Source organism: Nocardia uniformis NBRC 13702 (genome assembly GCF_001613345.1).
Taxonomy (GTDB): Bacteria; Actinomycetota; Actinomycetes; order Mycobacteriales; family Mycobacteriaceae; genus Nocardia; species Nocardia uniformis.
Genome location: NZ_BDCE01000075.1, coordinates 74,355 through 98,865, shown reverse-complemented (window position 1 = coordinate 98,865; position 24,511 = coordinate 74,355). Strand labels below are relative to the sequence as shown.

Here is a 24,511-nt window from a genome sequence, read left to right as displayed (position 1 = left end):
AGCCGTGGATACGACTTCGCTGATCGGCAAGGACCTCGCCGCCGCCATCAACTCCGATACCAAGCAGCGCGCCGCCGCATTGGCCGAGCACGGCGGGGCCGCGCGCCTGGTGCTGGTGGTGGCCAATGACGATCCGGCCAGCACCTGGTATGTGAAGTCGCTCAACCGCGCCGCCGAACGCAATGGAATCACCTGCGACAACGTCGATCTCGGCGTCGACGCCAGCGCGGAGGAGATTCGCGCGAAGCTCGCGCAGCTGTCCGCGGACCCGACCGTCGACGCCATCATGCTGCAGACCCCGCTGCCCAAGGGCGTCGGTCTCGACGATGTCAGCCTCGCCATCACCTCGGCCAAGGATGTGGACGGCGTCAGCCCGCTCTCCCTCGGCCTGCTCGCCACCGGCCTGCCCGGTTTCCCGCCCGCCACCGCCGAAGCCGTGGTGGAACTGGCCAAGGCACACGACATCGCGCTGTCCGGCAGGCATGTCGCGGTCGTCGGCCGTTCGAACGTCGTCGGCAAACCCCTCGCCCAGCTTCTGCTCGCCGAGAACGCCACCGTCACCGTCTGCCACTCCCGCACCGTCGACCTGCCCGCCGTCACCTCCGCCGCCGATATCGTGGTCGCCGCCGTAGGCCGCGCGGGCCTGATCAAGGCCGAACACATCCGCGACGGCGCGATCGTCATCGACGTCGGCACCAACGAGGGCGAGGACGGCACCATCACCGGCGATGTAGACGCCCCGGCGGTTACGGGCAAAGCCGCCGCCCTCAGCCCGGTCCCCGGCGGTGTCGGTCCCGTCACCACCGCCCTGCTCATGCGCCACGTGGTCCAGGCCGCCGAAAACGCGCGCTGAGCAATAGTATTCGCCGGGGGACGCGTCGTTTCGGTCGCTGGTGCGGTCGCACGTACGGTGTCGACACACCCCCGTCATTCCGGCATGCTTTTGGCCGGAATCCACCGTTACGGGGGTGTGGATTCCGGCCAAAAGCACGCCGGAATGACGAAGAGTCGGGCCGTCAGGTTCTCGGCTGCTGAAGCGGCACCTTCGACAGTCCGGCCATGGTGGTCAGGACGAGGCGCGTCGCATAGTCCACGAGTTGGGGTGCGGTGACATCGAGACGCCGGTCGGTGTAGTCGAGCATCAGTGCGACCAATGCCCCCGAGAGCGCGCTCGCGGACATGGCGTATTCCGCGCCGTCGGTGCTGAGGGAATCGTCCATGCCGAGCGAGGCCGCGATGGTGGCGAGCAGGGGTGGCGTGACCGCGGCGCGTTGTGCGGCGAGCAATTCACTGGTCAGCGGCTCGCGCAAGAGGATTCGGACCCGGCGGGTATCGGCTTCGAAATACCCGGCCGCGGCCTCGATGGCGGTCCGGATCGTGTCGGCGAGGTCGGCCCCGGGCCCGGCGGCCAGGGCGGTGGCCAGTTCGGTATTGCAATCGTGGAAGACCGTCACGATCAATTCGTCTGTGTCGGTGAAGTTCTCATAGAAGTAGCGCAGGCTCAGCTGCGCCGTGCGGCACACCGCCCGAACGGTGACGGCGGCGCATCCGGCTTCGCCGAGCAGTTCGAAGCCCGCCTGGAGTAGCTGCCGTCGCCGGACGAGTGAGCGGTCGACCAGGGTCTGGCCCCGCCACTGCTTCGCGGCGGTCTGCGGCGCGTCACCGCGGCCATCTGCTGTCACTTCACCTCCCGAATCATCAACTGGAAACGGTTGATTCTAGACCGGCGGCGTGTCAGCATGTACGGGAAACAGCTGATTCCAGTTGCGTGTTTCATTCCGGAAGAAGGAGTCGACAATGTTCGACGAATCATTGTTCGAGCAAGCCCTCGCCCAGCCACGCCTGCGGCGACCGCTGCCGGAGTTCCTGGCCGGCAATCGGGCGGGCGGCAGGGTTCGCGTGCTCGACGAAGACGAGCTGACAGCCATGACCCAGCGGTGGTTCGTCGACTTCGAGCGAAAGATCCAGCACTACAAGACATTCGGTATCGATATCGCCTGGATTATGGAGTGGGCGAAGAAGTACTGGTGGAGCTGGATCATGCGGGATATGTCGCTCAATGACGAGTTGTACACGCCCGACCTCCGCTACAAGGATCCGACCACTTTCGGGCGGGTGCTGGTCGGCCACGACGAGTTCGTGAAATACAACTTCGCCTTCTTCGACGCCATCCCGGATTGGCGCTACGACCCGCTACCCGGACAGGTCTACATCGACATCACCGAGGACGGCACGGTCCGAACCATCATCCGCTACATCGGAAGTGGCCATTTCGACGGATCGCTCCGGTTCTACCCCTACGACGAATCCGCGCCCTCCGTCCACGGCGTCGGAACCTTCGTCCAATGCAGCGCGGTGGACCGCTATCACTTCACCCCGGATGGTCTGATGTACGAGGGCGAAACCCTCTTCGACCTACTCGACGGCCTGCAATCGGCCGGAGTCGTGCCAGCGGAAGACAGCTGGCAGTTCCGCGCCATCACCCAGGCCTCACGACTGCCGACGCTGCTGCGCGATGCCCGCGCCGCGTTGCCCTTCGGCGCTGCCCGCTGAAGATGCTTTCGGCCGGAATCCACACCCCTCGTCAGGAGTGGATTCCGGCCGAAAACTCGCCGGAGCGACAGGCTCGGCGGTCACCAGTGGAGATAGACCGGGTCCCCGACGCTCACATTCTCGTAGTACCACTGGGCATCGCCCGGCGGCAGGTTGATGCACCCGTGGCTCACATTGGCATTGCCCTGGGAGTCCACCGACCACGGTGCGGAGTGTACGAAGACTCCACCCCAGGTCAGGCGCTCGGCCCATTGGCCCTCGATGAGGTAGCCCTCGGGGTCGTTGAGGGGGATGCCGATGGTACGGGAGTCGAAGGTGATGCTGGCGAACTTCTCCATGACCGGGAAGGTTCCGCTCGGTGTCTCCCAGCCGGGCTTGCCGAAGGACGCGGGCATGGTCCGCACCGGTACGCCGCCGATACTGACGGTGAAGGTGTAGTTCGACATATCGCCCTCGGCCGTGACTCCGGCGTTGGTGTTGAATTCGGTGCGTGCGCCGCCTACCGAGACGGAAATGGGCGAGGAAGCAGGCAGGAATCCGGTGGGGGACCAGGTCAGTTCCCGGTCACCGGTCCACGAGAACGTTCCGGCCAGTGCCGTCTCGGCTCGGATATTCACGGATTGTTCTGCGCGCGCCCGGTTTTCGACGGGTTCGGCGAATTGCACACGCACCGGTGCGGCGATACCGACCGTTTCCCCCGGTCCGGGCGAGATCGCCTGCACCGCAGGCGCACTGGGTTCGATGATCGCCGCGGCGGCGATCCCCGATCCGAATGCCGCCAGTGCCGCGACCACGGTCGCGACGAACAGGTAGCGAATCGCGTTCCGCATAGTGCCACCCCTTTCGAGGATGGTGTGGTCTTCGAGTCCACAGCCTATGGCTTCATGATCAAGGCCAGCGAGAAAAGTTCTCGCTTCGTGACCTACCCACCGGAGCGCCTTCTACACACAAATGCCCGGTGGTGATAATGCACACCGCCGGGCAAATGTGAAGAAACGCCAGGTCAAACTCTATTTTTCGATGGCGGCGACCACATCGCCGTGCAGGGCGTCGGCGCGCGCGATGAGCTCGTCGATTGCGGTCAGCACCGGCTCGAACTCCGCGGCCGAACCGGTGCCGAGCGAGGCCACATTGATGGCGATATTGAGCTGGGAACTGGCGGCGGCGGCGCGGGCGCAATCGGCGGCCGCACCGATATCGGTGACCACATTGGGATTGCCGATGGGCAGGAGTTCGGCTGCCAGCGAGACGATCTCATCGGCCGCGGCGACCACGGTGGCGGGAACCCGCGCGGCGTCGAGCAGGGCGGCGGTAATGGCCTCATTGCGGGCCTCCAGCTGCTCATCGGTGTCCCTGGGCAACTTGTAGGCCGCGCCCACGGCGGTGAAGGCGGCGGCATCGGCATCGGCCAGCTCGAGGGCGCGCTCGCGGGCGGCATCGGCGGCGGCGATGATGCGGTCGATGGCGGGCCGGACCTCGGCGTCCTTGGCGCGGGTGGTGTAGCGCGCCACCATGGCCACCAGGGCCGCCCCCTGTGCCGCGTGCAGGGCGGCGACGGCCCCGCCACCGGGGGCGGGCACCTTGGCGGCCAACTGATCCAGGTACCCCCGCAGTGTCGAGTCACCGAAGGTGGTGCTGTCCTGCGCGACGTCCTGAGTCATGAGCGTGGGCCTCCCGTGAATTCGTCATGCGGTATGCGAGCTTTCGCCGATCACGGTACCGGCTGGCACCAGGGGATTACCCACTCGGTATGGTCCGGGTCATGCGTATCGGCCTCTCGATACAGTAGTGCTACCGGGGGTTATGCAGGTCCGGGCCGAAAACCGCCCTCTGGAAACGGACTATTCGACACCCGATTCCCAAATCTCTGCCGAAATCCGGGGATTCAACGCTTCCAGGTGATCTGCGTTGTCCACCACCACCACCCTCTTCACGCAGCCGTCGATATAGTGCTTCTGCGCCATCGACAGGTTTGCCCTCGGAATGCCCCAACTGAGCACTCACCCGCTCATAGTCCTGGGTGACGGCCGACAGATGGGTCGCCACCGTGTCCCGCAGATCCGACAACCGGAACCCCCGGCACCGGACTGTCACGACGAACCCGGAACACCAACTGTCGCCGTCGGCACACTCGCCCACGACCTCGACAGTGAACCGACGACAATCGGACTGTCCGTCGGGACTGCTGCACGATCAGGTGACAGGTTGACCTGCCCCATCAATTGGGTTCAGTCGTGGTGGCTAACTGACAGCGTGGATGGGGAGTGACATAGCGTGCCGATCGGAAAGAGCTGACCCGTCCGCCTAATCGGTTCCTGCGCAGGGCATCAACGCAGCCTGATAGGTTCCTCACCATGTCAAGCCCGGGTGAGAAGACCGTTGGCCTCGCTCTCGTCACCTACCAGAGCGCCGAAGACCTGCCAGGATTCTTGGAGACGTTGAATTCCGCGGTGGAGCCGTATGTGGTCGAAGTGATCGGTGTCGACAATGTCTCCACTGACCGCAGCGTCGACATCGTCGAAGAGTTCGGTGGAACTGTCATCCGGAATAGCCGCAACGTAGGACTAGCTGCGGCCATCAACCAGGGTGCTGCGGCATCGAGCGGTGAGTGGATTCTCGTCGCTAACCCTGATACGAAACTTGCGCCTGGCTCCATAGCGGCTTTGATCGAGACGGCAAGCACTGACGACCGGATCGGGATGATCGGTCCGCGTATCGCGAGGTTGGACGGGACGCTGTATCCCAGCGGTCGACGGTTCCCGTCGCTGGCTGTCGGTATCGCGCACGCACTGCTGGGTGGGCTTTGGCCACAGAACCCCGCTACACGCCGCTACTTCGGTGAGACTGTCACGACAGTCAGCGATGTGGACTGGATTTCCGGGTGTTGCATGTTGTTTCGGCGCGAAGCATTCGACGCGGTGGGCGGCTTCGACGACCGGTACTTCCTGTACTTCGAGGAAACCAAGATGGCGCTGGACATGCACCGCGGTGGATGGCGGGTGGTTCTGGACCCGAATGTCGAGATCCGACACCGCGAGGGTGGCAGTATGCGGTCCGCACCGTTCCGTAAGGTGCGCAGCCACCACCGCAGTGCATTGCGTTTTTACTGCGACTACCACAAGGGCTCACCATGGTTGGCGTTTGCTCCCGTGGTCGCGGTGGGGCTGATCGCTCGTGGCCTGGCGGCGGTGGCGCGGACCGCAGTGCTGCAACGTCTGGGCCGCAGCTAGACGAACGGCTGCTCGTCGAGCCCGACTCCGGCTTTCAGGTCTTCGAGCAGCTTGTGGACGATCGCGTTGCCGGTGCGTGAGCTTGGCATGCACTGTTCGCAGTCGTCCGCGATATGCCGATCGTTCGATACCTCGACGACGTCGAGAATCCGGGAACTCTTGACGTTGCCGAGGTCATAGCCACTACGAGCGAATCGCGGCTCGGCCTTCAGGTCGCACGGGGTGAGGTGGCCGTAGGCCCCGATGGTTGGTCGGAACCAGCGGCCCATGCATTCGCTGGTTCGCGACCTGTCCTGTGCCACATTGTTGGCGATGGCGACCAGTTCGTCTCCGATATCGATTCGGGTGCCCTCTGGGGGGTTCGCTCGGACATTGCGCAATTGGTGGCGGATTTCCGTCAGCTGTTCGCTGCTCAGGTCGGCCGTGACGTCAACTTCGTCCTTGCGCAGGTCCAGCCAGTCGGCGCTGAGGCTTTGCGCCCACTTGACCATCGCTTCGATCTGGTCGTGATTGTCGGGCTGGATCACCATTCCGATCCCGATGTTCGGCAGTTCGCTGCGTGCGTCGTGCAGGGCGGTGAGGTTGTGAGCGACTCTGTCCAGGGCCCGCTGCTGAGGGCGTGTTCCCGCGATGTGGTCGTAGGTGACTGGGTCGGGGGAGTGGACGGACAGACGAATCCGATGGCAACGCAGCAGTGCATCGAAGAGTGGACTGCCTTCGCGGATCGCGAATCCGGTTGTGTAAACGTGGATCTCGAAGCCGATAGCGGCGGCTGTGTTGAGGATGCTCGGCAGGTCGGGATTGATCAACGCTTCGCCTCCGCCAGAGACGATTAAGCGGCGAACACCGGCATCGCACAGTTCTCCTAGAGCGCGTGTCCACTCCGCGGCGGTCATCAATCCGCCGCTGTCCAACCCCTTGGTGGTGTAGGTGAGTTCGGACTGGTCGGACCACAGGCACATCCGGCAGCGGTAATTGCATGTGCCTCGGGTGGGGTGGATTTCCATCGTTTCGGCCACTACTGGTTCCCGGGCGAGGATTCGGTGTGGAATCTCTGGGCGCCGTATCCATTTGCTGACTGTCGTGGCCGCGAACCCCCATCGCATCCGATGTGGGTAGTACAGGGACCCGGTCAGGTCTGGCACGCGGGGGTTGGTGCGGATCACATGGTAGGCCGCGCAGACTGTTTGGAGATCAACCTCGATGGAGGTTGCCAGTTGCGTCGCCGGAGTGTGCGGTGATGCGAGATGGCCAGCAATCGCGGTGCGGATCGCAGGGTCGGTTGGCGCTTGTTCGAGTACATCGGAGAACAGCCGCGCTGCGGTGGGATCGCTGCACAGAAACCGCAATGCATGGTGGGCAGCTGGGGCAGTGATCACAGTTTGCTCCCGGCGGCGTATGCGGTCTCTACCTGCTGCCATTCCTGCTCATGCAGGAGCGTGATGAGGGAACGTCGACGATCGAACACCAGTATTCGGCCGGTCGGATGGCGCGCGACACGATGGTTGTCTCGGTCTTGGACCAGCTGGCTGCGTACAGTCGCCAGGTCGGCTGGATTGTCGAGGAGCCAGTGTTCGTCGACGCTCAGGATTGGGATCATCTCCGTTGCGGCGGAGGAGGTCTCGCCGTGTCCGATCAGAATGTTGGTCGTGTCGATGTTCGCGCGGGCACCTATCTGGAACTTGTGGCGGGCTTCGTCAACTCGAGGGAGTTGCCGTGCAGTTCCGGACGTCAATGTCGACTCGGCTGCGGCGATCAGCTGTGAAACCGGTTGCGCGTGAACCGATCCTATAATGGCGTTGCCGACCATTTCACGTCCCCACGTGGCGGCTTGAAGTCGGAACTCTCCGTTCGGTCGGACGTTGCAGAGCACATCTTTGACCTGCTCGGACAGTTGCTGAAGGGTGATCGTGCGGCGCGGATTCACCGTGAGGGTTCGGCGGCCGGTAGCAGGCCAATGGGAGTTGAACGTAAGGTACAGGCCGTGGTCTCGAAGTCGGCCAAAGTGTGAGTCGACCAGCTGCTGAACCTGGTGGAACTCGGTTTCGTTCAACGCCAGTTTCGGGTAATGGGAGCGGGCTTGCCCGGAAAAGCTCGGTGCGCAGAGGTGGTGTTGCGTCGCCAGCTTCTCAGTGGCGAGGAAGTCGCTGAGTTCGATCGCGTGCCGCCAGTTCTGTTGGTGGACAACGGTAATGACAGTGATCGGCTTGCCTGTGTCCTTCAGTAGGCGGAGCCCAGTAAGCACTTTCGGCAAGTTCTTTCCTCGTGCCGTGCCGTGGACTTCGTTCGTCGCGCCGTCGACACTGGTGCAGACGCGGGTGAGGTTCGACGCCGCCATCCAGTCAATTACTTCGGGCGTGAGTTTGGTGGCATTAGTGATCAACGTCGACGCGCAGCGCCGGAGTAGATGCGTGGATTCGAGGATCGCCTGGAGATCGCTGTGTAGCGTGATCTCACCGCCGGTGAGCACCACTTCGAGGATGCCGGCCTCTTCGGCGGCCAGGAGTGCGCTGCGGACTGACTGTTCCGGCAGTTGTTGCTGTCGCCATACTTCGCCCGGGTGACAGTAGTGGCAGCGCAGATTGCATTCGTTGACTGCGTCGATCACCATCCGCAGCAGATGGCCGACCGGTTCGGGGTGGCTGGGCAAAGTGAAACTCCTTTATTGCTACTGGGTCAGGTGGACTCAGGGTTTGCGGGCCGCTCTGTGTTGGCTGAGCGCGCGAATTCCGTCAACCGCGCGAGCACGGCAACGGGGTCGAATCCCATGTCCGCCAGCTGTTGCAGCGGCAGTCGGCGCGGGTCGTTGAGTAGTACGAGGAGTACGTGTTCAACGCCGAAGGATCGCGTTCCCGCGGCGGCGGCGATCTCGGCTGCCGATTGGATTGCGTGCTGCAATTCGGTTGTGGGAATGGAGATTTCGTCGGCGGGGCCGTTGTCTTCTGCACTCATCGATGGCAACTCCGAGTCGTTGGGGTAGTCGGGACATTCGGATTCGGGAAGTCGTCGCCAACCGCGGGCAACTTCGTCAGCGAGGTCGGCGTAGGCATCCTCGAGTTGGGCGAGTTGCCACCATTTCCGGTGCACGGTTTCACCGGCTGGGTTGTCGTTCATCAGCAGGTGGAAGGCTTGTTCGGCGATTCCGGCCATGCGGTCGATGACACTGCCGAAGGTCTCGGTATGCGTTCGTGCGTCTGGATGTGGTGTCGGTGTGTGTGCGGTGACCCAGCAGTCGATTGCGCGCATGATGTTCTGGCGGCAGTGGTCGATCTCGTCCGCGTACTCGGGTTCGATCCGTCGCCGCTTGTGGAGGTCTGCCAGTTCGGCCGCTGCTCGACACAATTGGTGTCCACCGTGGTTCCCGCGAAAGGCTTCCAACAGTTCGTCTTTGGTGGGCAGTGATCTCGCCCGCGTTGTGTCATCGATCAGCATGAGATGCCCGCGCGACTCGTCAAGCGTGCACATGGGTCATCCCATCGAGCTGGAGCAGTAGTCGAGGGCGGCAACGAATTTGCGGCATTTTGTGCCATGGCCCGCGTGGTCGGTGAGCAATGTCCGTACACGCGTCAGATCGAGACGACCGGGGTCGTGCTGGCAGTCTGTGCTTGGGCTGGACTGATGTATCGCCGGTGATACGTGCACGGTGCGCCTCCCATTAGCAGGAGCAATGTTGGGGACACCCGGCGGCCGATCATCCAGGGCAGTCAGATGATCGGCGCCTATTCCAGTGATGAGGGAAGTGCTGGAACCGGTCAGCGCCGGGTGTTCACTCAGCCTGCGCGGAGGGGATGGAACTCATAAGGCACTCAGCAGGCATTCTTGCGGCATTCTGTAGTCATCGCAGTCGGCGCCCGGCGTAATCTGACAGCCACGATCGGCCCTCACGCCAGGGAACAGGGGAAGTGGATGATCGGACTCGATTGGACTGGGGTGGAGGCCAAATGCCTTCGCGAGGCGATGCTCTGCGATTACAAACAGTTCGCCGCGAAGGTCGACCGCGGGGAGAGAACGGTCCGGGGGTGGGAGCTGGAGGGCTTGCGAGCGAACCTCTACCCGAGTAGCAAGCAGCAGCTCGAGAACGTCTATCGCGGGCTCGACAATGCTCAATCTCAACGTTTCGAGGCGGCGCTAGCGCAAGCGGGGCGTATACCTGCTGCGGCAGTACTGCCGGATGGTGTTCGGAGTGTCGATGTTCCAGATCGTGAACTCGATCTGTTCTCCACGATCGACTGTGTGCGCGTTGCTGTCGATCAGACACTGTCGCAGTGCACCGTTACTCCGACGCGTGTGGCGCTACTTGACGAGCGGGTTGCGGAACGTGTGCACCAGTACACCGCCATGGCCCCAGCGACCGCGTTGAAGGCGATCGCGCCAGACTTGCTCGAAGTGCAGACGATTGCTTCCGAGCGCCAGCCCGCCGCCATTCAAGCGCGGTTGTCCGAGCAGCTGGCGGTGTTGGGTTTGTTGACCGCCGACGCGTTGATGAAGCTGGGCGAGATCGGCCGCGCCGCCTATTGGTTCGGCACAGCACGCCTCGCAGCGGATGACACCCCAAACCTGCGGTTGCGTGCTCGGGTCCGCGCGCAGCACGCCATGCTGCCCTATTACTACGGCGATGTGGCGACGTCGGTATCGCTGGCCAGGACCGCGCAGGCGATCCTGTGCGACACCGTCAGTGACGAGAAGGCGCTCGCAGCAGCGGCGGAAGCGCGCGCACTGGCACGGCTCGGGGACCACAGCGGGGCTGAACGGGCAATGGCCCAGGCGCAACGGCTCACCGACGCCCTCGAGAACACCAGCAGCAATGATGCATTCCGGTTCAGCGCGAAGCGGCTGCTGCTGTACATGTCTGGAACACTGACCTACATGGGGCAAACGACACGCGCCCGTCGCGTCCAAGACGAGGCACTACGGCTCTACCAATCGACCCCGGTGGTCATCGACCCCGCACTGATCCACCTCGACGCCGCCGTCGGGTACGCCGTCGATGGCTCCGCTGAGGACGGCTGCCAATTGGCTGCTCGCGTGTTGGAGGATCTGCCACAGGAGCACCGGACGAGCATCGTGATGACACGCGGACGAGACGTCCTCCATGTGCTTCCCACGGCCTTTCGGCAACTGCCTGCGGCCGGCGCTCTGCGCGAGCTTGTCAGCGCCAAGTCGGCGTGATGGCGCGTCAGGACACCGAACCCGCGCGCCTCACCGAGTCGACCTTCACTCCCGATCGCACACGTGTCGTACTCGAAACTGCGTGTCGGCTCGCGGGCATCGACTACATCAGCGCATCGCTCCTGCGCCACCACACCAATGCCGTTTATGTGCTGACAGATGCGCCGATAGTGGTGAAGATCGGCAGACCCGGTTGGAACCACATCGATGTCGTAGGGCTCGTGCGATGGCTCGAGCAACGCGCGGTGCCGACGGTACGGCTGATCGAGGTTGATCAACCAGTCCTCGTCGCTGGTTGCCCCGTGACTTTCTGGCGGTACCTGGACCAGCGTGACGCGATCGTCGACGCTGAGAAGCTCGCCGAGCCACTCGCGGCGCTGCACGCGCAGTCGGTGCGGCCTCCGGTCTCGCTGCCGGATCAGCAGATTCGCAACACCTTCACCGCCATCGGCAGCTCGATTGATGGCAGTCCGATCCTCTCGCCCGAGGACCGGTCCCTGCTGCACGCTCGCCGGGTCGAACTTGCCGCGCAAGCACCCGAGGTCCGCTACGTTCTCGCACCGGGTGTGATTCACGGCGACGCACACCACCGAAACGCGTTGCAGGACAGCCACGGCCGTGCGGTTCTGTGTGACTGGGAAAGCGCCGCGGTCGGTCCGCCCGAGTGGGATCTCGTCACGCTCGAAGTCCACTGTCGACGCTTCGGCCATCCGGCCGATGAGTACGACCGGTTCTGCCGCGCCTACGGATTCGATATCCGAGACTGGACCGGCTATCGGTGGCTGCGGAATGTGCGGGAACTGCGCATGATCACCACGAATGCCCGCAAGTCCGCGCCGGGATCGAACACTGCCGCCGAGGTGTTGCGGCGGATAGAAGCGTTGCACGTGGATGCGCCGATTACCTGGAGCATCCTGTAGTCAGTAGCGGTCGTCGGCGTATTCGATGAGCGGCGGTCCGTCGTCGTCCTCGAAGTCCTGCGCGGCAGCGGCGAGGCGGGAGAGTCGTGCGGCGACTACCTCAGTCGTGGCGCCGGCGCGGTAGATGCCGCGGCCGACGGCTACGACACCGTTGAGCGCGGGCACCTCGAGGATCTGGAAGACGCCTTCGACTTCGCCCAGGGTCGGGGCGGGGGAGATGAGTGGCCGCGCGGCGCTGACGACCTGTCGGGGCGTGAACGTGCCGTCGCATTCGCCGATTACGTCGAGGACTACGGAGAGGATCGCGTCGCCCCGGTCGGTGTTCATGATGTCGCTTCCTCGTCGGCGGTGCGCGGGCTGAGGGCGCGTTGTGAGCACCACTGGCGGACGGTGAGCTTCTCGAGGCGGTTGCCGGTCTGGAGGGTGAATTGCACGAAGCCCAGCCAGTCTCCCGTCGAGGTGCGTGCCCAGGCGTAGAGCCATCCTGGGACGCGTCCGGACACGTCGAGTCCTTCGGCGCGGACGCGCAGCGGGGGTCCATCGGTGTGTAGGGCTAGGCCGACGTCGACGGTGACCGGGGTGGGCGGGTCGACGTGCCTGCGGACCTGTCGCGCACCGCCGTGGTTGTCGAACATAGGTGCGAGTAATAGCTCGTCTACTCCACCCTGACATCGGTTGCTGATGAGTTGCCGATTTGAAGGCTGGGAGGGTCAACGATCAGTAGTTCGCGCCGCCGTACGACCCAGTTCCGCAGGGCCGGGGTGGCGACAATCCGGGACGCGCAGTGCCAGGATTCGTGCCATAATTTTGCGGGACGACCGAGGTCAGCCCCGGACGGCGAGGGACACGATCAGCGAGCATGCCCCTCACCAGGGGGGAAGTGAACCTCGTTCCGGCCTGCCCTTAAGCTTCCGATTATGCGTATCGGACTGTCGATCAATTACACCGATGGCTTCAAGGAGGTAGCGGCCGAGGTCGCCGACCTCGAGCGAGCCGGACTCGACATCGTATTCGTGCCCGAGGCGTATTCGTACGATGCGGTGAGCGGGCTCGGCTACCTGGCCGCCAAGACCGAGCGGGTACAGCTGGCCTCGGGCATCCTGCAGCTCTACACCCGCACCCCCACGCTGACCGCCATGACCGCCGCCGGACTGGACTACGTCTCCGACGGTCGCTACGTACTCGGCCTCGGCGCCTCCGGTCCGCAGGTCATCGAGGGCTTTCACGGTGTGCCCTACGACGCGCCGATCGGCCGCACCCGCGAGGTGCTCGATATCTGCCGCAAGGTGTGGCGTCGCGAGCGGCTCGAACACCAGGGCAAGTACTACACCATTCCGCTGCCCGAGGGGCAGGGCACCGGACTGGGCAAGCCGCTCAAGCTGATCAATCACCCGGTGCGCGAACGCATTCCGGTGCTGCTGGCCGCACTCGGCCCGAAGAACGTGGAGCTCGCCGCCGAAATGGCCGAGGGCTGGCAGCCTATCTTCTTCCTGCCGGAGAAGGCCGACGCGGTATGGGGGGATTCGGTGAAAGCCGGTCTGGCCAAACGCGATCCGGCGCTCGGCAAGCTGGATGTGTACGCCGGTCCGGCCCTGGCCATCGGCGACAATGTCGAGCCCCTGCGGGAATTCGTGAAACCGCACCTGGCGCTCTACATCGGCGGTATGGGTGCCAAGGGCAAGAACTTCTACCACACCCTCGCCACCAAGTACGGCTACGGCGCCGAGGCCGATCGCATCCAGGAGCTGTACCTGGCCGGTAAGAAGGAAGAGGCCGCCAAGGTCGTGCCCGACGATCTGGTGCGCGATATCAGCCTGATCGGTTCGCCCGCCTTCGTGAAGGAGCGCATCGAGGCCTTCCGCGCGGCGGGTGTCACGGTGCTGAATACGGTGCCACTGGCCGCCACGCCCGCCGAACGGGTGAAGCTCATCGAGCAGCTGCGCGAACTGGTCTGATCCGCGGGCCCGGCCAGGGGGCCGCCGCGAGCCGAAATGACGAACGGGCTCTCCGCATCGGTATCGATGCGGAGAGCCCGTTGCGTTGGTTCAGTTTCCGCGCAGTGCGGTCAACGCCTGGTCGAGGGTGGGATACATGGCGAAGACCTGGTCCAGATTGGTCATTTTGAGTTGGCGGCCGGTAGCGGGACCGTCCGCGACGACCGCGATTCGAGTCTCACCGGCCCGCTGATGGGCGGCCACCAGGGCCGCCATCCCTGCCGAGGCGAGGAAGCTCACCTCGGACAGATCGATTACGAGGGCGGCGGGTTTACCGCCGAAGGCCGTGTCGATCGCGTTCTCGAGCGCGGGGGCGGTTGCCAGGTCGACCTCGCCGGCCACGGTGAGCACGGTCGCTTCGTCGCGCAACGACACCGTGGTGGTCATTGAGTCGGCGAGGGGATACGCGTCTCCGGAAGATGTGGTCACATCAGAACAATCTGCCATGAACCGTCCCTTCGCGCTGCATCGTCGGCCAGATTGGCATCGGATCGGTAGCCGGCGCTGACGCGAAAAAGCCGACTACCGTGCCATTTAGGCCGATAAACCATATTCCGGTGGCGCAATCGTGTCAGCTGACGGTCACACCCGGCTCGCCGCGGAGAACGACACCGCCGGAAGTCGTATCGACATCCGAACCCGGGTACCCGGCCCCGCATGGTCGATATCGAGCCGATCGGTGAGTGCGCGCATCATGGCGATACCGCGCCCGCGGTGGCCGGGATCGGCGGGCAGTGGCCGCCACACGCCGCTGTCGTTCACCTCGATGGTGACCGAATCGATCCCGCTTTCGGCGGTCAGTTCCATTCGGGCCGGAATGCCGTCGAGATAGGCGTGTTCGATGCAGTTACTGCACGCCTCATTGGCGGCGGCGATGATATCGGTGGCCACATCGTATGGGACGGCCGTGGCGGCCAGCCAGGTCTTGAGGGCCCGTCGAATACTGGATAGCTGATCGGGGGAGGCGGGAAGGTCCAGATGTAGCGGTTTCGGCGGCTGCCGGTACACCACCATGGCGACATCATCGTCATAGCCGCCGACCGGCCGCAGCCGCGACAGCACCGCGTCGGCCACCTCACGCGGCAATTGCCCGGCGGCACCGGATAATTCATCGGCGAGTTCGACGAACCGCTCATCGATATCCACGCCGCGCTGTTCGACCAGCCCATCGGTGAACAGCACCAGTGTGGAGCCGGGAGCCATGGCGGTGGTGGCCTCGGGGCGGCGCGGCGGATCGAAGGTCGCCAGCGGTACCGCCCGGCCGCCCTCCAAAAGCCTGCCCTTGCTTCCTGGTTCGGACAGGACGGGCGGCATATGCCCGGCACTGGAGTAGCGCACCAAACCGCGCTCCGGGTCGAGGATGGCCGCGCACACCGTGGTGCACATGGCTCCCGGTATGCGGGCGGCAACGGTATCGAGTTCGGCCAGCAGCTGTGCGGGTCCAGCGCCGCGCAGCAGCAATGCGCGTGCGGCCGTGCGCAATTGGCCCATCACCACCGCCGCCGACAAACCACGGCCGACGCAGTCGCCGACCACCACGCCCATGGTGCCGTCCTCCAGACGCACCACGTCGTACCAGTCGCCACCGATTTCGAGCGGCGGCAGGGCGGGTTCGTAGTGCACCGAAAAGCGCGGTGGCAGTTCGATGGGGCCCAGCATGGCCCGCTGCAGTGTCAGTGAGGTGGAGCGAGCCTGGTCGAAGTTGCGCGCTCGCTGCACGGCCAGACTCAAATGTCCGACCAGGAGCGAGAACAGTGCCCAGTCACCGGGACTGATAATGCGCGGCGCGGCGAATCGCAGCCACAGCGCCGAATCGCTGGTCTCACCGAGCGGCGCGACAATACCCTCGGAACTGGCCGCGCCCTCCGGGATGGCGAACATGGTGCGCCCCGGCCGCAGTCGGGCCCGGTCCAGCAGTGCCCGCGCGCGGGCGTCGAGAACCTGCCGGGATTCACCGCCGCGCGGATTGTCTTCGGAGACATACAGTTCCGGTCCGGTATGGCGGTTGGGCCACACCGAGACCACCGCCGATTCCGCGCCGACGGTATGCCGCAACTCCTCCAGCCCGACGGCGAGTACCTCCACCACACTGGTGGACGCGCCGACCGCGGTGGCCAGTCGCGATACCGCTTGATCGCGTGCCTGCGCATCGTGTTCGGCGGTGACGTCGCGGATGGTGCCGACGAAAATCCGTTCCCCGTTCTCGGGTTTCACCAACGACGAGGTACTCACCGCCAACCACAGCCGCCGCCCGTCGCGGTGCTGGATGGGCATGACGAAGCGCGCGGCGTCGGTGCCGAGATCCGGATAGCGGGGGCCGTCGACCACCGACCACGGATGGGGGAGCGGGTAGGGCACACCGGCGGGGCCGTAGCCGGTGAGCGCGCCGAACGCCGTATTCACTTCTACGAGAGTGCCTTGCGCGTCGACAACGAAGAATCCGTCCTGCAGCGACTCCACCAGTGCGGTGCGGAACGCGTCGCGTCCGGCGAGATCGTCCGCGCGGGTGCGCTGTTCCTCGTAGCGGCGGGCGCCGTCGAGGAATCCGCGGGTGGCCACGTCCAGGGCCGCCATGGTCTGCAGCAGGAATTCCAGTGCGGCATCGGAACGTTCGTCGTCGATCGGCGGAACGAGGTCGTCCGCTTCGAGTATTCGAAAGTGATGCTCGGTGAGGTCGAGAATGCTCACGCCCTCCACCAGCGCCCGCCGACCCAGCTCATATCCCTCGTTGAGGGTGGTCTGCGTGGGTGCGCGCAAATGCTGGCGCAGCGCGCCGGTATAGGCGTCGCGGAATGCCGCCAGCACGGCGCTCATGCTGTTTCCTCCCGGCGCGGGACGCGCGAGGCCACCTGTGGGCCCTGACAGTTCATGCTGCGCTCGCAGCGGCCGGAGCGGGGGCCCTGCGTGGTTACGCACGCTGCCGCCTCCGGGCACTGACCGCTCATGCCGTATGCCCCGTGTGCCCGCGATGCCGCGCCGCCAACACCAGCGCGTCGTCGGTGTCCTTGGAGTGCTTGGCCAAGATATCGGCCGTGATCTCCGAAGTCGGCTTGGCCAAATCGATTCCGTCGGCGTAATCGGGCACGATGCCGTCGGTGGACATGAGCAGCAGATCGCCGGGCCGCACCGGTACGGTCTGCGATTGCAGGTTCGGTGGCAGCAGATAGCCGACGATGCCGCCGACCAGCAGCGCCGAGGCCCGAACCGCCGGTTTACCGGGAGCCGCTGCGACAACCCGGGATTCGACATTGCCGACGCCCAACCACTGCAGTCGTTCGGCGGAATCGAACAGCGCCAGCGATACCGCCGCCCCTCGGGTATCGGCCATGGCGCGATGACAGAGCAGCATCAGCACATCGAGGGGTTCGGCCCGATTCTCCGAGAGCACCTGGGCCGCCCGATCCGCCGCGTCGGCCGCGGCCGCACCGTGTCCGAGCCCGTCGAGCACCGCGAAAAGTACTGAGCCACCGCCGGCGTCGAGCACTACGGATCGATCCCCTGATACTCGCTGGCCGGGTAGTGCGCGCCCGGCGACCGCCCATTCGACCGCGCCGATGAACCCATCCTCACGCACCGGGGGGTACCCACTTCCACATCTCCACAAGCGTGCCGTGGCCCGGCGTCGAATCGATGATCAGCTTGTCCATCAATCGGCGTGCACCCGGCAGCCCGAGTCCGAGACCTCGTCCGGTGGAGTACCCGTCCTCCAGCGCCCGCGGAATGTCGATAATGCCGGGCCCCTGGTCCTGCGCCTGCACCACCAGCGCCTTACGGCCTTCCTTCTCGTTCACCGACAGTCGGATCTCGCCGCTGCCCGCGTAACTGGTGATATTGCGCGCCACCTCCGAGATGGCAGTGGAGATCATGGTGATGTCGGTCAGCGAGAACCCGTGCTCCAGCGCGAGTTCCCGACCGGCCTGACGAGCGGTGACGATGTCATTGGATTCTTTCACCGCGATCACCACGTAGTCAGCGGCCACGATCACGACCGTCTCGCTGGCGGCGGGTATCGAGTTTGTGATTCAACCAGGCAAGCCCCTCCTCCAGATCGAGGGCGGTGTGCATGTCCTCGAAAGTGAGTCCGAGCTGAACCATGGCGAACGCGACCTCGGGCTGCAGACCCACAATGACCGTTTCCGCACCCCGCAGCTTGGTCATGTGCGCGATGGTACGCAGCGATCTGGCCGCGAAGGAGTCCATCACGTCGATTGCCGTGACATCGACAATGATCCCCTGCGCGCGATACTTGCTGACGTACTTCATCAGATCGTCTTGCAAGCGTTCGGTATCCGCGTCGGTGAGAGCGGACTGCACCGACGCGATCAGGTAAGTGCCCTGTTTCAGAATGGGTACCGGCATCGCCCGCCCGGTTTACCTTCCCATGTCGCGGTCGGTGACGCGCGACACCTCGTAGCCGAGGAGCCGCTCCGCCTCTTCGATACCGCCCTGGAGGTCGCCGACCGCGTTCATCTTCGATAGATCCAGGCCGATGGTGACGAGGGTGAGCGCGATCTCCGAAGACAGGCCGGTGATGATGACGCTCGCGCCCATGAGGCCCGAGGCGTCGACGGTCTGCACCAGGTGGTTGGCCACCACCGAGTCGATGGCGGGCACACCGGTGATATCGATGACGACCACCTTGGCGCGGTTCGCGCGAATCGCCCGCAGTAGCTGTTCGGTCAGCTGGCGCGCGCGTTGCGAGTCCAGCACACCGATGATGGGCAGGATGAGAAGCTGTTCACGCACCTGGAGAACCGGGGTGGACAGCTCGCGAATCGCCTCCTGCTGCTGGCGGATAACGCGTTCGCGCTCCTGCACGAACGACACGCCAACGGTATTGGCGATGCGGTTCGCGGCCGGTTCGTAGGCGTCGAGTACCTGGTTGAGCAGCTCGAAATTCGTCTGGTACTTCTCGAACAGCGAGCGCGCCAGCACATCTCGCAGCAACAGCACGATGCCGAGGACCTCATCGGTCTCGACGCCTCTCGGGATGATGCGTTCGGAAAGATCGCGGGCGTAGGCCTGCAGCGCCTCGACGCTACCGGTCTCGAGTACCTCGACGTAGTTGTCGAAGATGGAGGTGGCTTCGGAGAAGATCTCCTCCGGTGTCATGGCGGTCAGCAGTTGGGCGTCGGTGATACGACGCGCCCACTCCTCGCGCAACTCGGTGCGGTTCTGCCGCAGGTGTTCGACCAACTGCGGCAGCAGGTTGTCGACGGAACCCGCGGGCAGCGAATCCGTCGAAAGGCCGATGGACACGTCGGACATGGAAACTCCTGCCCCTTTCGCTAAGGCCAGGTTCGGATGCTCTCTGTGCGCTCGGGTTGCCGTCAGTCTGCGTGCGAACGCGGGACAGAGCAGCCGTTGCCGAGCCTAGTCTTACCCAATACCCGATGGGTGCGAAACCAAACACCGGGTTGAACGCGGAAATCGTCAGGCCGGATGCCGGTTCCGCTGCTGTTGCTGGGCAGACGGCCTGCGATGGTGTTCCAATAATGTGTCGTAGATATCTGCCAGGGCCGCGAGCTGGCTACGATCCAGCACGTCGATCATGTGGCGGCGGACGCTGTTCACATGAGCGGGGGCGGCGGATTCCAGGACCCGCGCGCCCTTCTCGCTGAGGACGGCGGCCGTGCGTCGGGCATCATCGGGAATCGACTCCCGAGCCACCAGGCCGCGCTTCTCCATTCGGGTGATCTGGTGGGAGAGACGGCTCTGCGACCACTCGAGTACCGCGGCGAGTTCGGCGAAGCTGCGTCGATGATCGGGTGCGTCGGCCAGGCGGGCCAGCACGGTGTATTCGACATAGGTCAGATCGGATTCGCGTAGGGAGTCGCGCCCGACGGCGGCGGCGACGAGGTCGCGGGTGAACACGTATCCCAGCCACGCGCGGCCTTCGACATCGTCGAGCCAACGGACTTCGGGGGTTTCGGTCACGGTGCCACTCCCGGGTTCACTTGTCATGCTATTCCCCTCCCCACCGCAGACAACTCCCATTAGGGACAGGTAACACCGTGGCTGTTGAAGGTGCAACCTTTGCCGATTCGCACAGTTCGCGGTTGTGTGCCGAGGGATTCGCCGGTTCACGCAGATCACGGTCCGTTTCGGACGGGCCTCGGACTGTTCGCAGGCAGATAAGGCTTGCCTTAGATCGGCGCATCGGTGGGCGCTGTCTAGGCTTTCCGGTGCTTGAAACATGCCGCTGGGGCTTCCCAGCCCTGCTCGAGGAGTGCGATTCGTGACCGCGCCTGACTTCCTGTACTCGGATCTGCTGCCGACCGGTGTCGACGACACCCCGTATCGGCTGCTGACCACCGAGGGTGTCAGCACCTTCGAGGCGGGCGGGCGCAGCTTCCTGCGGGTGGAGCCCGAGGCGCTGCGGCTGCTGACCGAAGCGGCGATGCACGACATCAGCCACTACCTGCGGCCCGCGCACCTGGCGCAGCTGCGCAAGATCATCGACGATCCGGAGTCCAGTGGTAACGACCGCTTCGTGGCCTTGGATCTGCTGAAGAACGTGAATATCTCCGCGGGCGGCATCCTGCCCATGTGCCAGGACACCGGCACCGCCATCGTGATGGGTAAGAAGTCCGAGGGCGTGCTCACCGGAGCCGATGACGCCGAATGGATTTCGCGCGGCGTGCACGACGCCTACACCAAGCTGAACCTGCGCTACTCGCAGCTCGCGCCCATCACCATGTGGGATGAGAAGAACACCGGCTCCAACCTGCCCGCGCAGGTCGAGTTGTATTCCGACGCGGGCGATCCCGCGCATCCGGCGTACAAGTTCCTGTTCATGGCCAAGGGTGGCGGCTCGGCCAATAAGTCGTTCCTGTTCCAGGAGACCAAGGCGATCCTGAACCCGGATCGCATGCTGGAGTTCCTGGACGAGAAGATCCGCTCCCTCGGTACCGCGGCGTGCCCGCCGTACCATCTGGCCGTCGTAATCGGCGGAACCAGTGCGGAATTCGCGCTCAAGACCGCGAAATACGCGTCGGCCCACTACCTCGACAATATGCCGACCGAGGGATCCATGGCGGCGCACGGCTTCCGGGACCTCGAGCTCGAGCAGCAGGTGTTCGAGCTCACCCAGTCCTTCGGTATCGGCGCGCAGTTCGGCGGTAAGTACTTCTGCCACGACGTACGGGTGATTCGCCTGCCGCGCCATGGTGCGTCGCTGCCGGTCGCCATTGCCGTGTCCTGCTCCGCGGATCGGCAGGCCCGAGCCAAGATCACCGCCGAGGGCGTATTCCTGGAACAGCTGGAACGTGAACCCGCGCAGTACCTGCCCGAGCAGACCGATGAGATTCTCGGCGGCGACGTCGTGCGGATCGATTTGAACCGGCCGATGGCGGACATCCGCGCCGAACTGTCGAAATACCCGGTGAAGACCCGGCTTTCGCTCACCGGTCCGCTGGTCGTGGCGCGCGATATCGCGCACGCCAAGATCAAGGAGCGCCTCGACGCGGGTGAGCCGATGCCCGACTATCTGCGCGATATGGCCGTCTACTACGCCGGACCCGCCAAGACCCCAGACGGGTACGCCTCCGGTTCCTTCGGGCCCACCACGGCCGGGCGCATGGACTCCTACGTCGACCAGTTCCAGGCCGCGGGCGGCTCGCACGTCATGCTGGCCAAGGGCAATCGCTCCGCGCAGGTCACCAAGGCGTGCAAGGAGCACGGCGGTTTCTACCTCGGTTCCATCGGTGGTCCCGCCGCGCGACTCGCCCTGGACTGCATCAAATCCGTCGAGGTGCTCGAATACCCGGAGCTGGGTATGGAGGCGGTGTGGAAGATCGAGGTCGAGGACTTCCCGGCGTTCATCGTCGTGGACGACAAGGGCAATGATTTCTTCGCCGAAACCCAGAAACCGATCGCGCTGCGGGTGCGGACGCGATCCAAGGAACGCGTCTGATCGCGAGCAGTTGAACGGGACCCGGGTTACCGGGGTTGAGGTCACGATGTCAGCTGCCCCGCGCTCGTCATTCCGGCGTGCTTTTGGCCGGAATCCACACCGCCGCAGTAGTGAAGCCCGGCCAAAGCACACCGGGATGACGGGGCAGTGCCGACGTCGCGCCGTCAACCTAGAAGCCGAGGCCCGAGCGTAGGCGGCGGTCCGGATCGACCACTCGGCCGATGATGCGCACCCTGTGCAGATTGTCGGCGAAGTAGCGCTCGGGCGGAGTCTCCGGCTCGGCGTAGTTGGCGTAACCGCCAGCAGTGGCGGTATCCAGTGCACGGTGGGCGTCGGTGACCCAGCGTCGGGCCGCGATCGGGTCGGCGGGGGATTCCACCAGCCACTGCAGGGACGCGGCGTGCCGTCGCCACGGGAAGGCAGTGTCGTCGGGCGCGGTGTCGCGGATCGCTCCGTTGAGCGGATCGATCAGGACATAGCCCGGTGTGTCCGAACGAGATCCGGCGGCCACATGATCGACGATGGCGGCTGCCGCGGCAGCGAGATCGGCGACCACGTCGGAACCGGCGATCTTGTCCGAGCGCGGTGTGGTGGACGAACCGCCGCCGAGAGCGAGTACCGCATCCAGATGCTCGAGGGTGCGTAGGTCCCCGGCCGACGGGGAAACCCCACGGCGGCAGTGAGATCGGCGGTGGCGGTATCACCGGTTCCGGTGGGACAGACGATCCGTGCCGGCACACCACCTTGCCCGACCGGCAGCGTGCGACCGGTACGGGCGAGTTCGCGCAGCACCGGGTAGTGCGTCGCGCCCGCTCCGACGGTCACTTCCTCGCCGTCCGTGGAGATCTCGGCCAGGCGACGGGTATCGATGACCAGGGCATCGGTCGCGGCGGACAGTCGGCCGGTGCGGTAGCCAAAGTATGAATCGTCGTCCATGCGCTCCGGATACCCGCCGAGGCCCCAATCCTCGGTTGCCGTCATCAGGATGACCGAATCTCGGGTTCGGTCATCGCCAGGCCCAGATATCCGGTCGCAGCCTTGGAAGGCGTGGAGCTGTGGTGGCGGGGTTCGGAACGTGTGGATCCGCGGCGGAGGTCCTCGGATGGCACGGATTCGTGGTCGTGGTCGTCACGAGGTCCTGGGCCTCGGTTGCTATTGCCGTGAGGTTCACAGCTGTGGCTGCGGTCATCGTCAGGATCGACTCGCCGGTTGCCGTCATCGCGAACCGTGCGGGGGTGCGCATCCGGCACCGGCGGTCGCTCGGCACCGCCGCGGGGCGCATCACCGCAGGTACGGCACCCTCCTCCCGCAGGTCGGCTCGGACGTGGCGAAACGGTAGCCGGCACACCGGCGCGGCCCCGGACGAAACATCGCGGCCGATCGCAACCGATAGGATGCCCGGGATGTACGCGATGGGCAGACCGAGGTCCAGGACCTCCCGGCAGGCGAATCGCGGACGGTTGGGGCGATGATTTCGCGCCCGGACCCAACAACCCGTCGGTTTTCGGGTGCGAGTCCGATCCAAGGAACGTGTCCGAACGAATACGTGGAGGTGAACCGATGCGGATGAACAAGGGCGAGTGGGGTTCTCGCGGTGCCGAGAGCGGGCGCGGAATGCGGCGTAGTGCCGTGGTCGCGCTGCTGACCGGTACCGCGCTCACGGGTATGGGTATGCCCGTGGCGCAGGCGGAACCCGCGCCCGCCGTTCCCGCATCGCCCGCCGCCGGTGCGACACCGCAGGTGCGTCCCGCCACTCCGTCGGAGTTCGCCGCAGCACTGCTCGTTTTCGGGGCGACGCGCGCGGAATCCGCTGTGGTGCAGGCGGTTTCCCATTCCTCGGAGGCGTTCCCCGTGCGCCTGCTGCCCAATGCGCAAGCGATTTCCGCCGAGACCGACGGTCTCGATCCGGTACTGGCCGCCGCCTACGATATGGCCGCCGAAGAGGCGCGTGCCCAGGGTGTGGAGATGTGGATCACCTCCGGCTATCGCACCCACGATGAGCAGCAGCACATGTGGGAGGACGGTATTGCCACCTACGGCAGTCCGGACGCCGCCCGCCGGTGGGTGCTGCCACCCGAGGAGTCCACCCACGTCTCCGGAATGGCGGTCGATGTCGGTCCGCAGGCCGGTGCCGGGTGGCTGGAAGCCAATGGCAACCGCTGGGGTCTGTGCCGCACCTATGACAACGAATGGTGGCATTTCGAAATCGCCACCCTCCCCGGCGCGCCCTGCCCGCCGCGACTACCCGACGCCAGCACCCGCTGAAACCGACCTGCGGACACCGGAATGTCCGCTCATTCACCCCGTGTGTGTGCAGGTCATTCGGCATAATGTGGCGCTGGTGCACGTGCCAGCACGCCGTCTCGATGACGAGTAATGGTCGAACACGCAAAGACGTGCCCCGCCCGCGCGGGGCCGATTCGGAGGTTTGGGTGGTCAGGCACGGCAACCACGGCGGCAGTCGGACAACATATTCCGGGCTCGGTCACCAACGCCCCCCGGTCCGTCGCCGCCCCCCGACCCGCGAACCCCTCTACCCACCCGGCTGGCTCCTCCTCGAACTCCCCACCGCCATCCTGCTTGCCGTCTTCATCGGCACCGGCTGGCTCGGCTACGCTCAGCCCAGTGGACCCAGCCAACCCCGCCCAGCCGTCGTCGTTCCCGTGGATCTCCCGACCCATCCCGGCGGTCGTTGAACCCGCGACGGGTATCGCCGCCCATTCGGTGCAG

Annotated in this window: 26 protein-coding genes; 9 read left to right on the top strand and 17 right to left on the bottom strand. The window is 65.0% G+C overall.

The features are described 5' to 3' along the window. Nucleotides 1-4: 4 nt before the first annotated feature. Nucleotides 5-853 (top strand): bifunctional 5,10-methylenetetrahydrofolate dehydrogenase/5,10-methenyltetrahydrofolate cyclohydrolase, encoded by an 849-nt coding sequence (locus NU1_RS28765; protein ID WP_067526324.1) that lies wholly within the window; start codon nucleotides 5-7, stop codon nucleotides 851-853. Between the two features lie 163 nt (nucleotides 854-1,016). On the opposite strand, the gene NU1_RS28760 is transcribed toward NU1_RS28765, so the two are convergent. Further along, nucleotides 1,017-1,682, bottom strand: coding sequence for a TetR/AcrR family transcriptional regulator (locus NU1_RS28760; protein WP_067526322.1), 666 nt, complete (start codon nucleotides 1,680-1,682; stop codon nucleotides 1,017-1,019). Between the two features lie 115 nt (nucleotides 1,683-1,797). Here NU1_RS28760 and NU1_RS28755 point away from each other — a divergent pair, with 115 nt between their 5' ends. After that, complete coding sequence (locus NU1_RS28755; protein WP_067526320.1) at nucleotides 1,798-2,553, top strand: nuclear transport factor 2 family protein; 756 nt, start codon at nucleotides 1,798-1,800, stop codon at nucleotides 2,551-2,553. An 80-nt stretch (nucleotides 2,554-2,633) separates the two neighbouring features. Here the strand turns inward: NU1_RS28755 and NU1_RS28750 are convergent, their stop codons facing one another. Further along, on the bottom strand, nucleotides 2,634-3,383 hold the full coding sequence (locus tag NU1_RS28750; protein ID WP_067526318.1) for a L,D-transpeptidase: 750 nt from the start codon (nucleotides 3,381-3,383) through the stop codon (nucleotides 2,634-2,636). 180 nt (nucleotides 3,384-3,563) lie between these two features. Next, complete coding sequence (locus tag NU1_RS28745) at nucleotides 3,564-4,214, bottom strand: cyclodeaminase/cyclohydrolase family protein (RefSeq protein WP_067526316.1); 651 nt, start codon at nucleotides 4,212-4,214, stop codon at nucleotides 3,564-3,566. 693 nt (nucleotides 4,215-4,907) lie between these two features. Here NU1_RS28745 and NU1_RS28740 point away from each other — a divergent pair. After that, nucleotides 4,908-5,783 carry a glycosyltransferase family 2 protein gene (locus NU1_RS28740; protein WP_067526313.1) on the top strand — a complete coding sequence of 292 codons (876 nt, stop codon included), beginning with the start codon at nucleotides 4,908-4,910 and terminating at the stop codon, nucleotides 5,781-5,783. Here the strand turns inward: NU1_RS28740 and NU1_RS28735 are convergent. The 3 genes from NU1_RS28735 to NU1_RS28725 form a co-directional block, all read right to left on the bottom strand. Next, nucleotides 5,780-6,790 carry a radical SAM protein gene (locus NU1_RS28735; RefSeq protein ID WP_281221274.1) on the bottom strand — a complete coding sequence of 337 codons (1,011 nt, stop codon included), beginning with the start codon at nucleotides 6,788-6,790 and terminating at the stop codon, nucleotides 5,780-5,782. The two genes, NU1_RS28740 and NU1_RS28735, sit on opposite strands and share 4 nt — an antisense overlap. 368 nt (nucleotides 6,791-7,158) lie before the next feature. Further along, nucleotides 7,159-8,433 carry a radical SAM protein gene (locus NU1_RS28730; protein ID WP_157553182.1) on the bottom strand — a complete coding sequence of 425 codons (1,275 nt, stop codon included), beginning with the start codon at nucleotides 8,431-8,433 and terminating at the stop codon, nucleotides 7,159-7,161. Nucleotides 8,434-8,459: 26 nt separating this feature from the next. Then, nucleotides 8,460-9,248, bottom strand: coding sequence for a DUF4254 domain-containing protein (locus tag NU1_RS28725; RefSeq protein ID WP_067526307.1), 789 nt, complete (start codon nucleotides 9,246-9,248; stop codon nucleotides 8,460-8,462). A 354-nt stretch (nucleotides 9,249-9,602) separates the two neighbouring features. Here NU1_RS28725 and NU1_RS28720 point away from each other — a divergent pair, with 354 nt between their 5' ends. Both NU1_RS28720 and NU1_RS28715 read left to right on the top strand, forming a co-directional pair. Beyond that, on the top strand, nucleotides 9,603-10,952 hold the full coding sequence (locus tag NU1_RS28720) for an NsdA family TPR-like regulatory protein (protein WP_503826552.1): 1,350 nt from the start codon (nucleotides 9,603-9,605) through the stop codon (nucleotides 10,950-10,952). After that, the gene (locus tag NU1_RS28715) at nucleotides 10,952-11,872 is read left to right on the top strand and encodes a phosphotransferase family protein (RefSeq protein ID WP_067526303.1); all 921 of its coding nucleotides are present in this window, start codon (nucleotides 10,952-10,954) and stop codon (nucleotides 11,870-11,872) included. The genes NU1_RS28720 and NU1_RS28715 overlap by 1 nt, the downstream gene beginning before the upstream one ends. Here the strand turns inward: NU1_RS28715 and NU1_RS28710 are convergent, their stop codons facing one another. Continuing rightward, a complete protein-coding gene (locus NU1_RS28710) occupies nucleotides 11,873-12,199 on the bottom strand; it encodes a hypothetical protein (protein WP_067526301.1) in 327 nt (108 codons plus the stop codon). Continuing rightward, nucleotides 12,196-12,507, bottom strand: coding sequence for a hypothetical protein (locus NU1_RS28705; protein ID WP_067526299.1), 312 nt, complete (start codon nucleotides 12,505-12,507; stop codon nucleotides 12,196-12,198). Before NU1_RS28705 ends, NU1_RS28710 begins: the two co-directional genes overlap by 4 nt. Nucleotides 12,508-12,789: 282 nt before the next feature. On the opposite strand from NU1_RS28705, the gene NU1_RS28700 reads away from it, so the two are divergent. Further along, nucleotides 12,790-13,827, top strand: coding sequence for an LLM class F420-dependent oxidoreductase (locus tag NU1_RS28700; protein ID WP_067526297.1), 1,038 nt, complete (start codon nucleotides 12,790-12,792; stop codon nucleotides 13,825-13,827). 90 nt (nucleotides 13,828-13,917) lie between these two features. Here the strand turns inward: NU1_RS28700 and NU1_RS28695 are convergent, their stop codons facing one another. The 7 genes from NU1_RS28695 to NU1_RS28665 all read right to left on the bottom strand — a co-directional run bounded on the left by NU1_RS28695 (nucleotide 13,918) and on the right by NU1_RS28665 (nucleotide 19,830). Next, a complete protein-coding gene (locus NU1_RS28695; RefSeq protein WP_067526295.1) occupies nucleotides 13,918-14,253 on the bottom strand; it encodes an STAS domain-containing protein in 336 nt (111 codons plus the stop codon). 195 nt (nucleotides 14,254-14,448) lie between these two features. Beyond that, nucleotides 14,449-16,680 carry a SpoIIE family protein phosphatase gene (locus NU1_RS28690; RefSeq protein WP_067526293.1) on the bottom strand — a complete coding sequence of 744 codons (2,232 nt, stop codon included), beginning with the start codon at nucleotides 16,678-16,680 and terminating at the stop codon, nucleotides 14,449-14,451. Between the two features lie 127 nt (nucleotides 16,681-16,807). Then, the gene (locus tag NU1_RS28685; RefSeq protein WP_067526291.1) at nucleotides 16,808-17,440 is read right to left on the bottom strand and encodes a SpoIIE family protein phosphatase; all 633 of its coding nucleotides are present in this window, start codon (nucleotides 17,438-17,440) and stop codon (nucleotides 16,808-16,810) included. After that, nucleotides 17,433-17,846, bottom strand: a complete 414-nt coding sequence (locus tag NU1_RS28680; protein ID WP_067526418.1) for an ATP-binding protein — start codon at nucleotides 17,844-17,846, stop codon at nucleotides 17,433-17,435. Before NU1_RS28680 ends, NU1_RS28685 begins: the two co-directional genes overlap by 8 nt. Beyond that, the gene (locus NU1_RS28675) at nucleotides 17,836-18,225 is read right to left on the bottom strand and encodes an STAS domain-containing protein (RefSeq protein ID WP_067526289.1); all 390 of its coding nucleotides are present in this window, start codon (nucleotides 18,223-18,225) and stop codon (nucleotides 17,836-17,838) included. The genes NU1_RS28680 and NU1_RS28675 overlap by 11 nt, the downstream gene beginning before the upstream one ends. A 12-nt stretch (nucleotides 18,226-18,237) precedes the next feature. Next, nucleotides 18,238-19,134, bottom strand: coding sequence for an STAS domain-containing protein (locus NU1_RS28670; RefSeq protein ID WP_067526286.1), 897 nt, complete (start codon nucleotides 19,132-19,134; stop codon nucleotides 18,238-18,240). 165 nt (nucleotides 19,135-19,299) lie between these two features. Continuing rightward, nucleotides 19,300-19,830 carry a MarR family winged helix-turn-helix transcriptional regulator gene (locus tag NU1_RS28665; RefSeq protein ID WP_067526284.1) on the bottom strand — a complete coding sequence of 177 codons (531 nt, stop codon included), beginning with the start codon at nucleotides 19,828-19,830 and terminating at the stop codon, nucleotides 19,300-19,302. 274 nt (nucleotides 19,831-20,104) lie between these two features. Here NU1_RS28665 and NU1_RS28660 point away from each other — a divergent pair, with 274 nt between their 5' ends. Further along, the gene (locus tag NU1_RS28660; protein ID WP_170264183.1) at nucleotides 20,105-21,781 is read left to right on the top strand and encodes a fumarate hydratase; all 1,677 of its coding nucleotides are present in this window, start codon (nucleotides 20,105-20,107) and stop codon (nucleotides 21,779-21,781) included. Between the two features lie 169 nt (nucleotides 21,782-21,950). Here the strand turns inward: NU1_RS28660 and NU1_RS28655 are convergent, their stop codons facing one another. Both NU1_RS28655 and NU1_RS28650 read right to left on the bottom strand, forming a co-directional pair. Then, complete coding sequence (locus NU1_RS28655; protein WP_067526281.1) at nucleotides 21,951-22,292, bottom strand: hypothetical protein; 342 nt, start codon at nucleotides 22,290-22,292, stop codon at nucleotides 21,951-21,953. Next, nucleotides 22,250-22,762 (bottom strand): hypothetical protein, encoded by a 513-nt coding sequence (locus tag NU1_RS28650; protein ID WP_067526279.1) that lies wholly within the window; start codon nucleotides 22,760-22,762, stop codon nucleotides 22,250-22,252. Before NU1_RS28650 ends, NU1_RS28655 begins: the two co-directional genes overlap by 43 nt. Before the next feature lie 690 nt (nucleotides 22,763-23,452). Here NU1_RS28650 and NU1_RS28640 point away from each other — a divergent pair. Beyond that, nucleotides 23,453-24,046: a M15 family metallopeptidase gene (locus tag NU1_RS28640; protein WP_084521890.1), complete on the top strand. Its 594-nt coding sequence runs from the start codon at nucleotides 23,453-23,455 to the stop codon at nucleotides 24,044-24,046. A 167-nt stretch (nucleotides 24,047-24,213) separates the two neighbouring features. Further along, nucleotides 24,214-24,477 carry a hypothetical protein gene (locus NU1_RS42375; RefSeq protein WP_169815156.1) on the top strand — a complete coding sequence of 88 codons (264 nt, stop codon included), beginning with the start codon at nucleotides 24,214-24,216 and terminating at the stop codon, nucleotides 24,475-24,477. The last annotated feature ends 34 nt before the right edge of the window (nucleotides 24,478-24,511 follow it).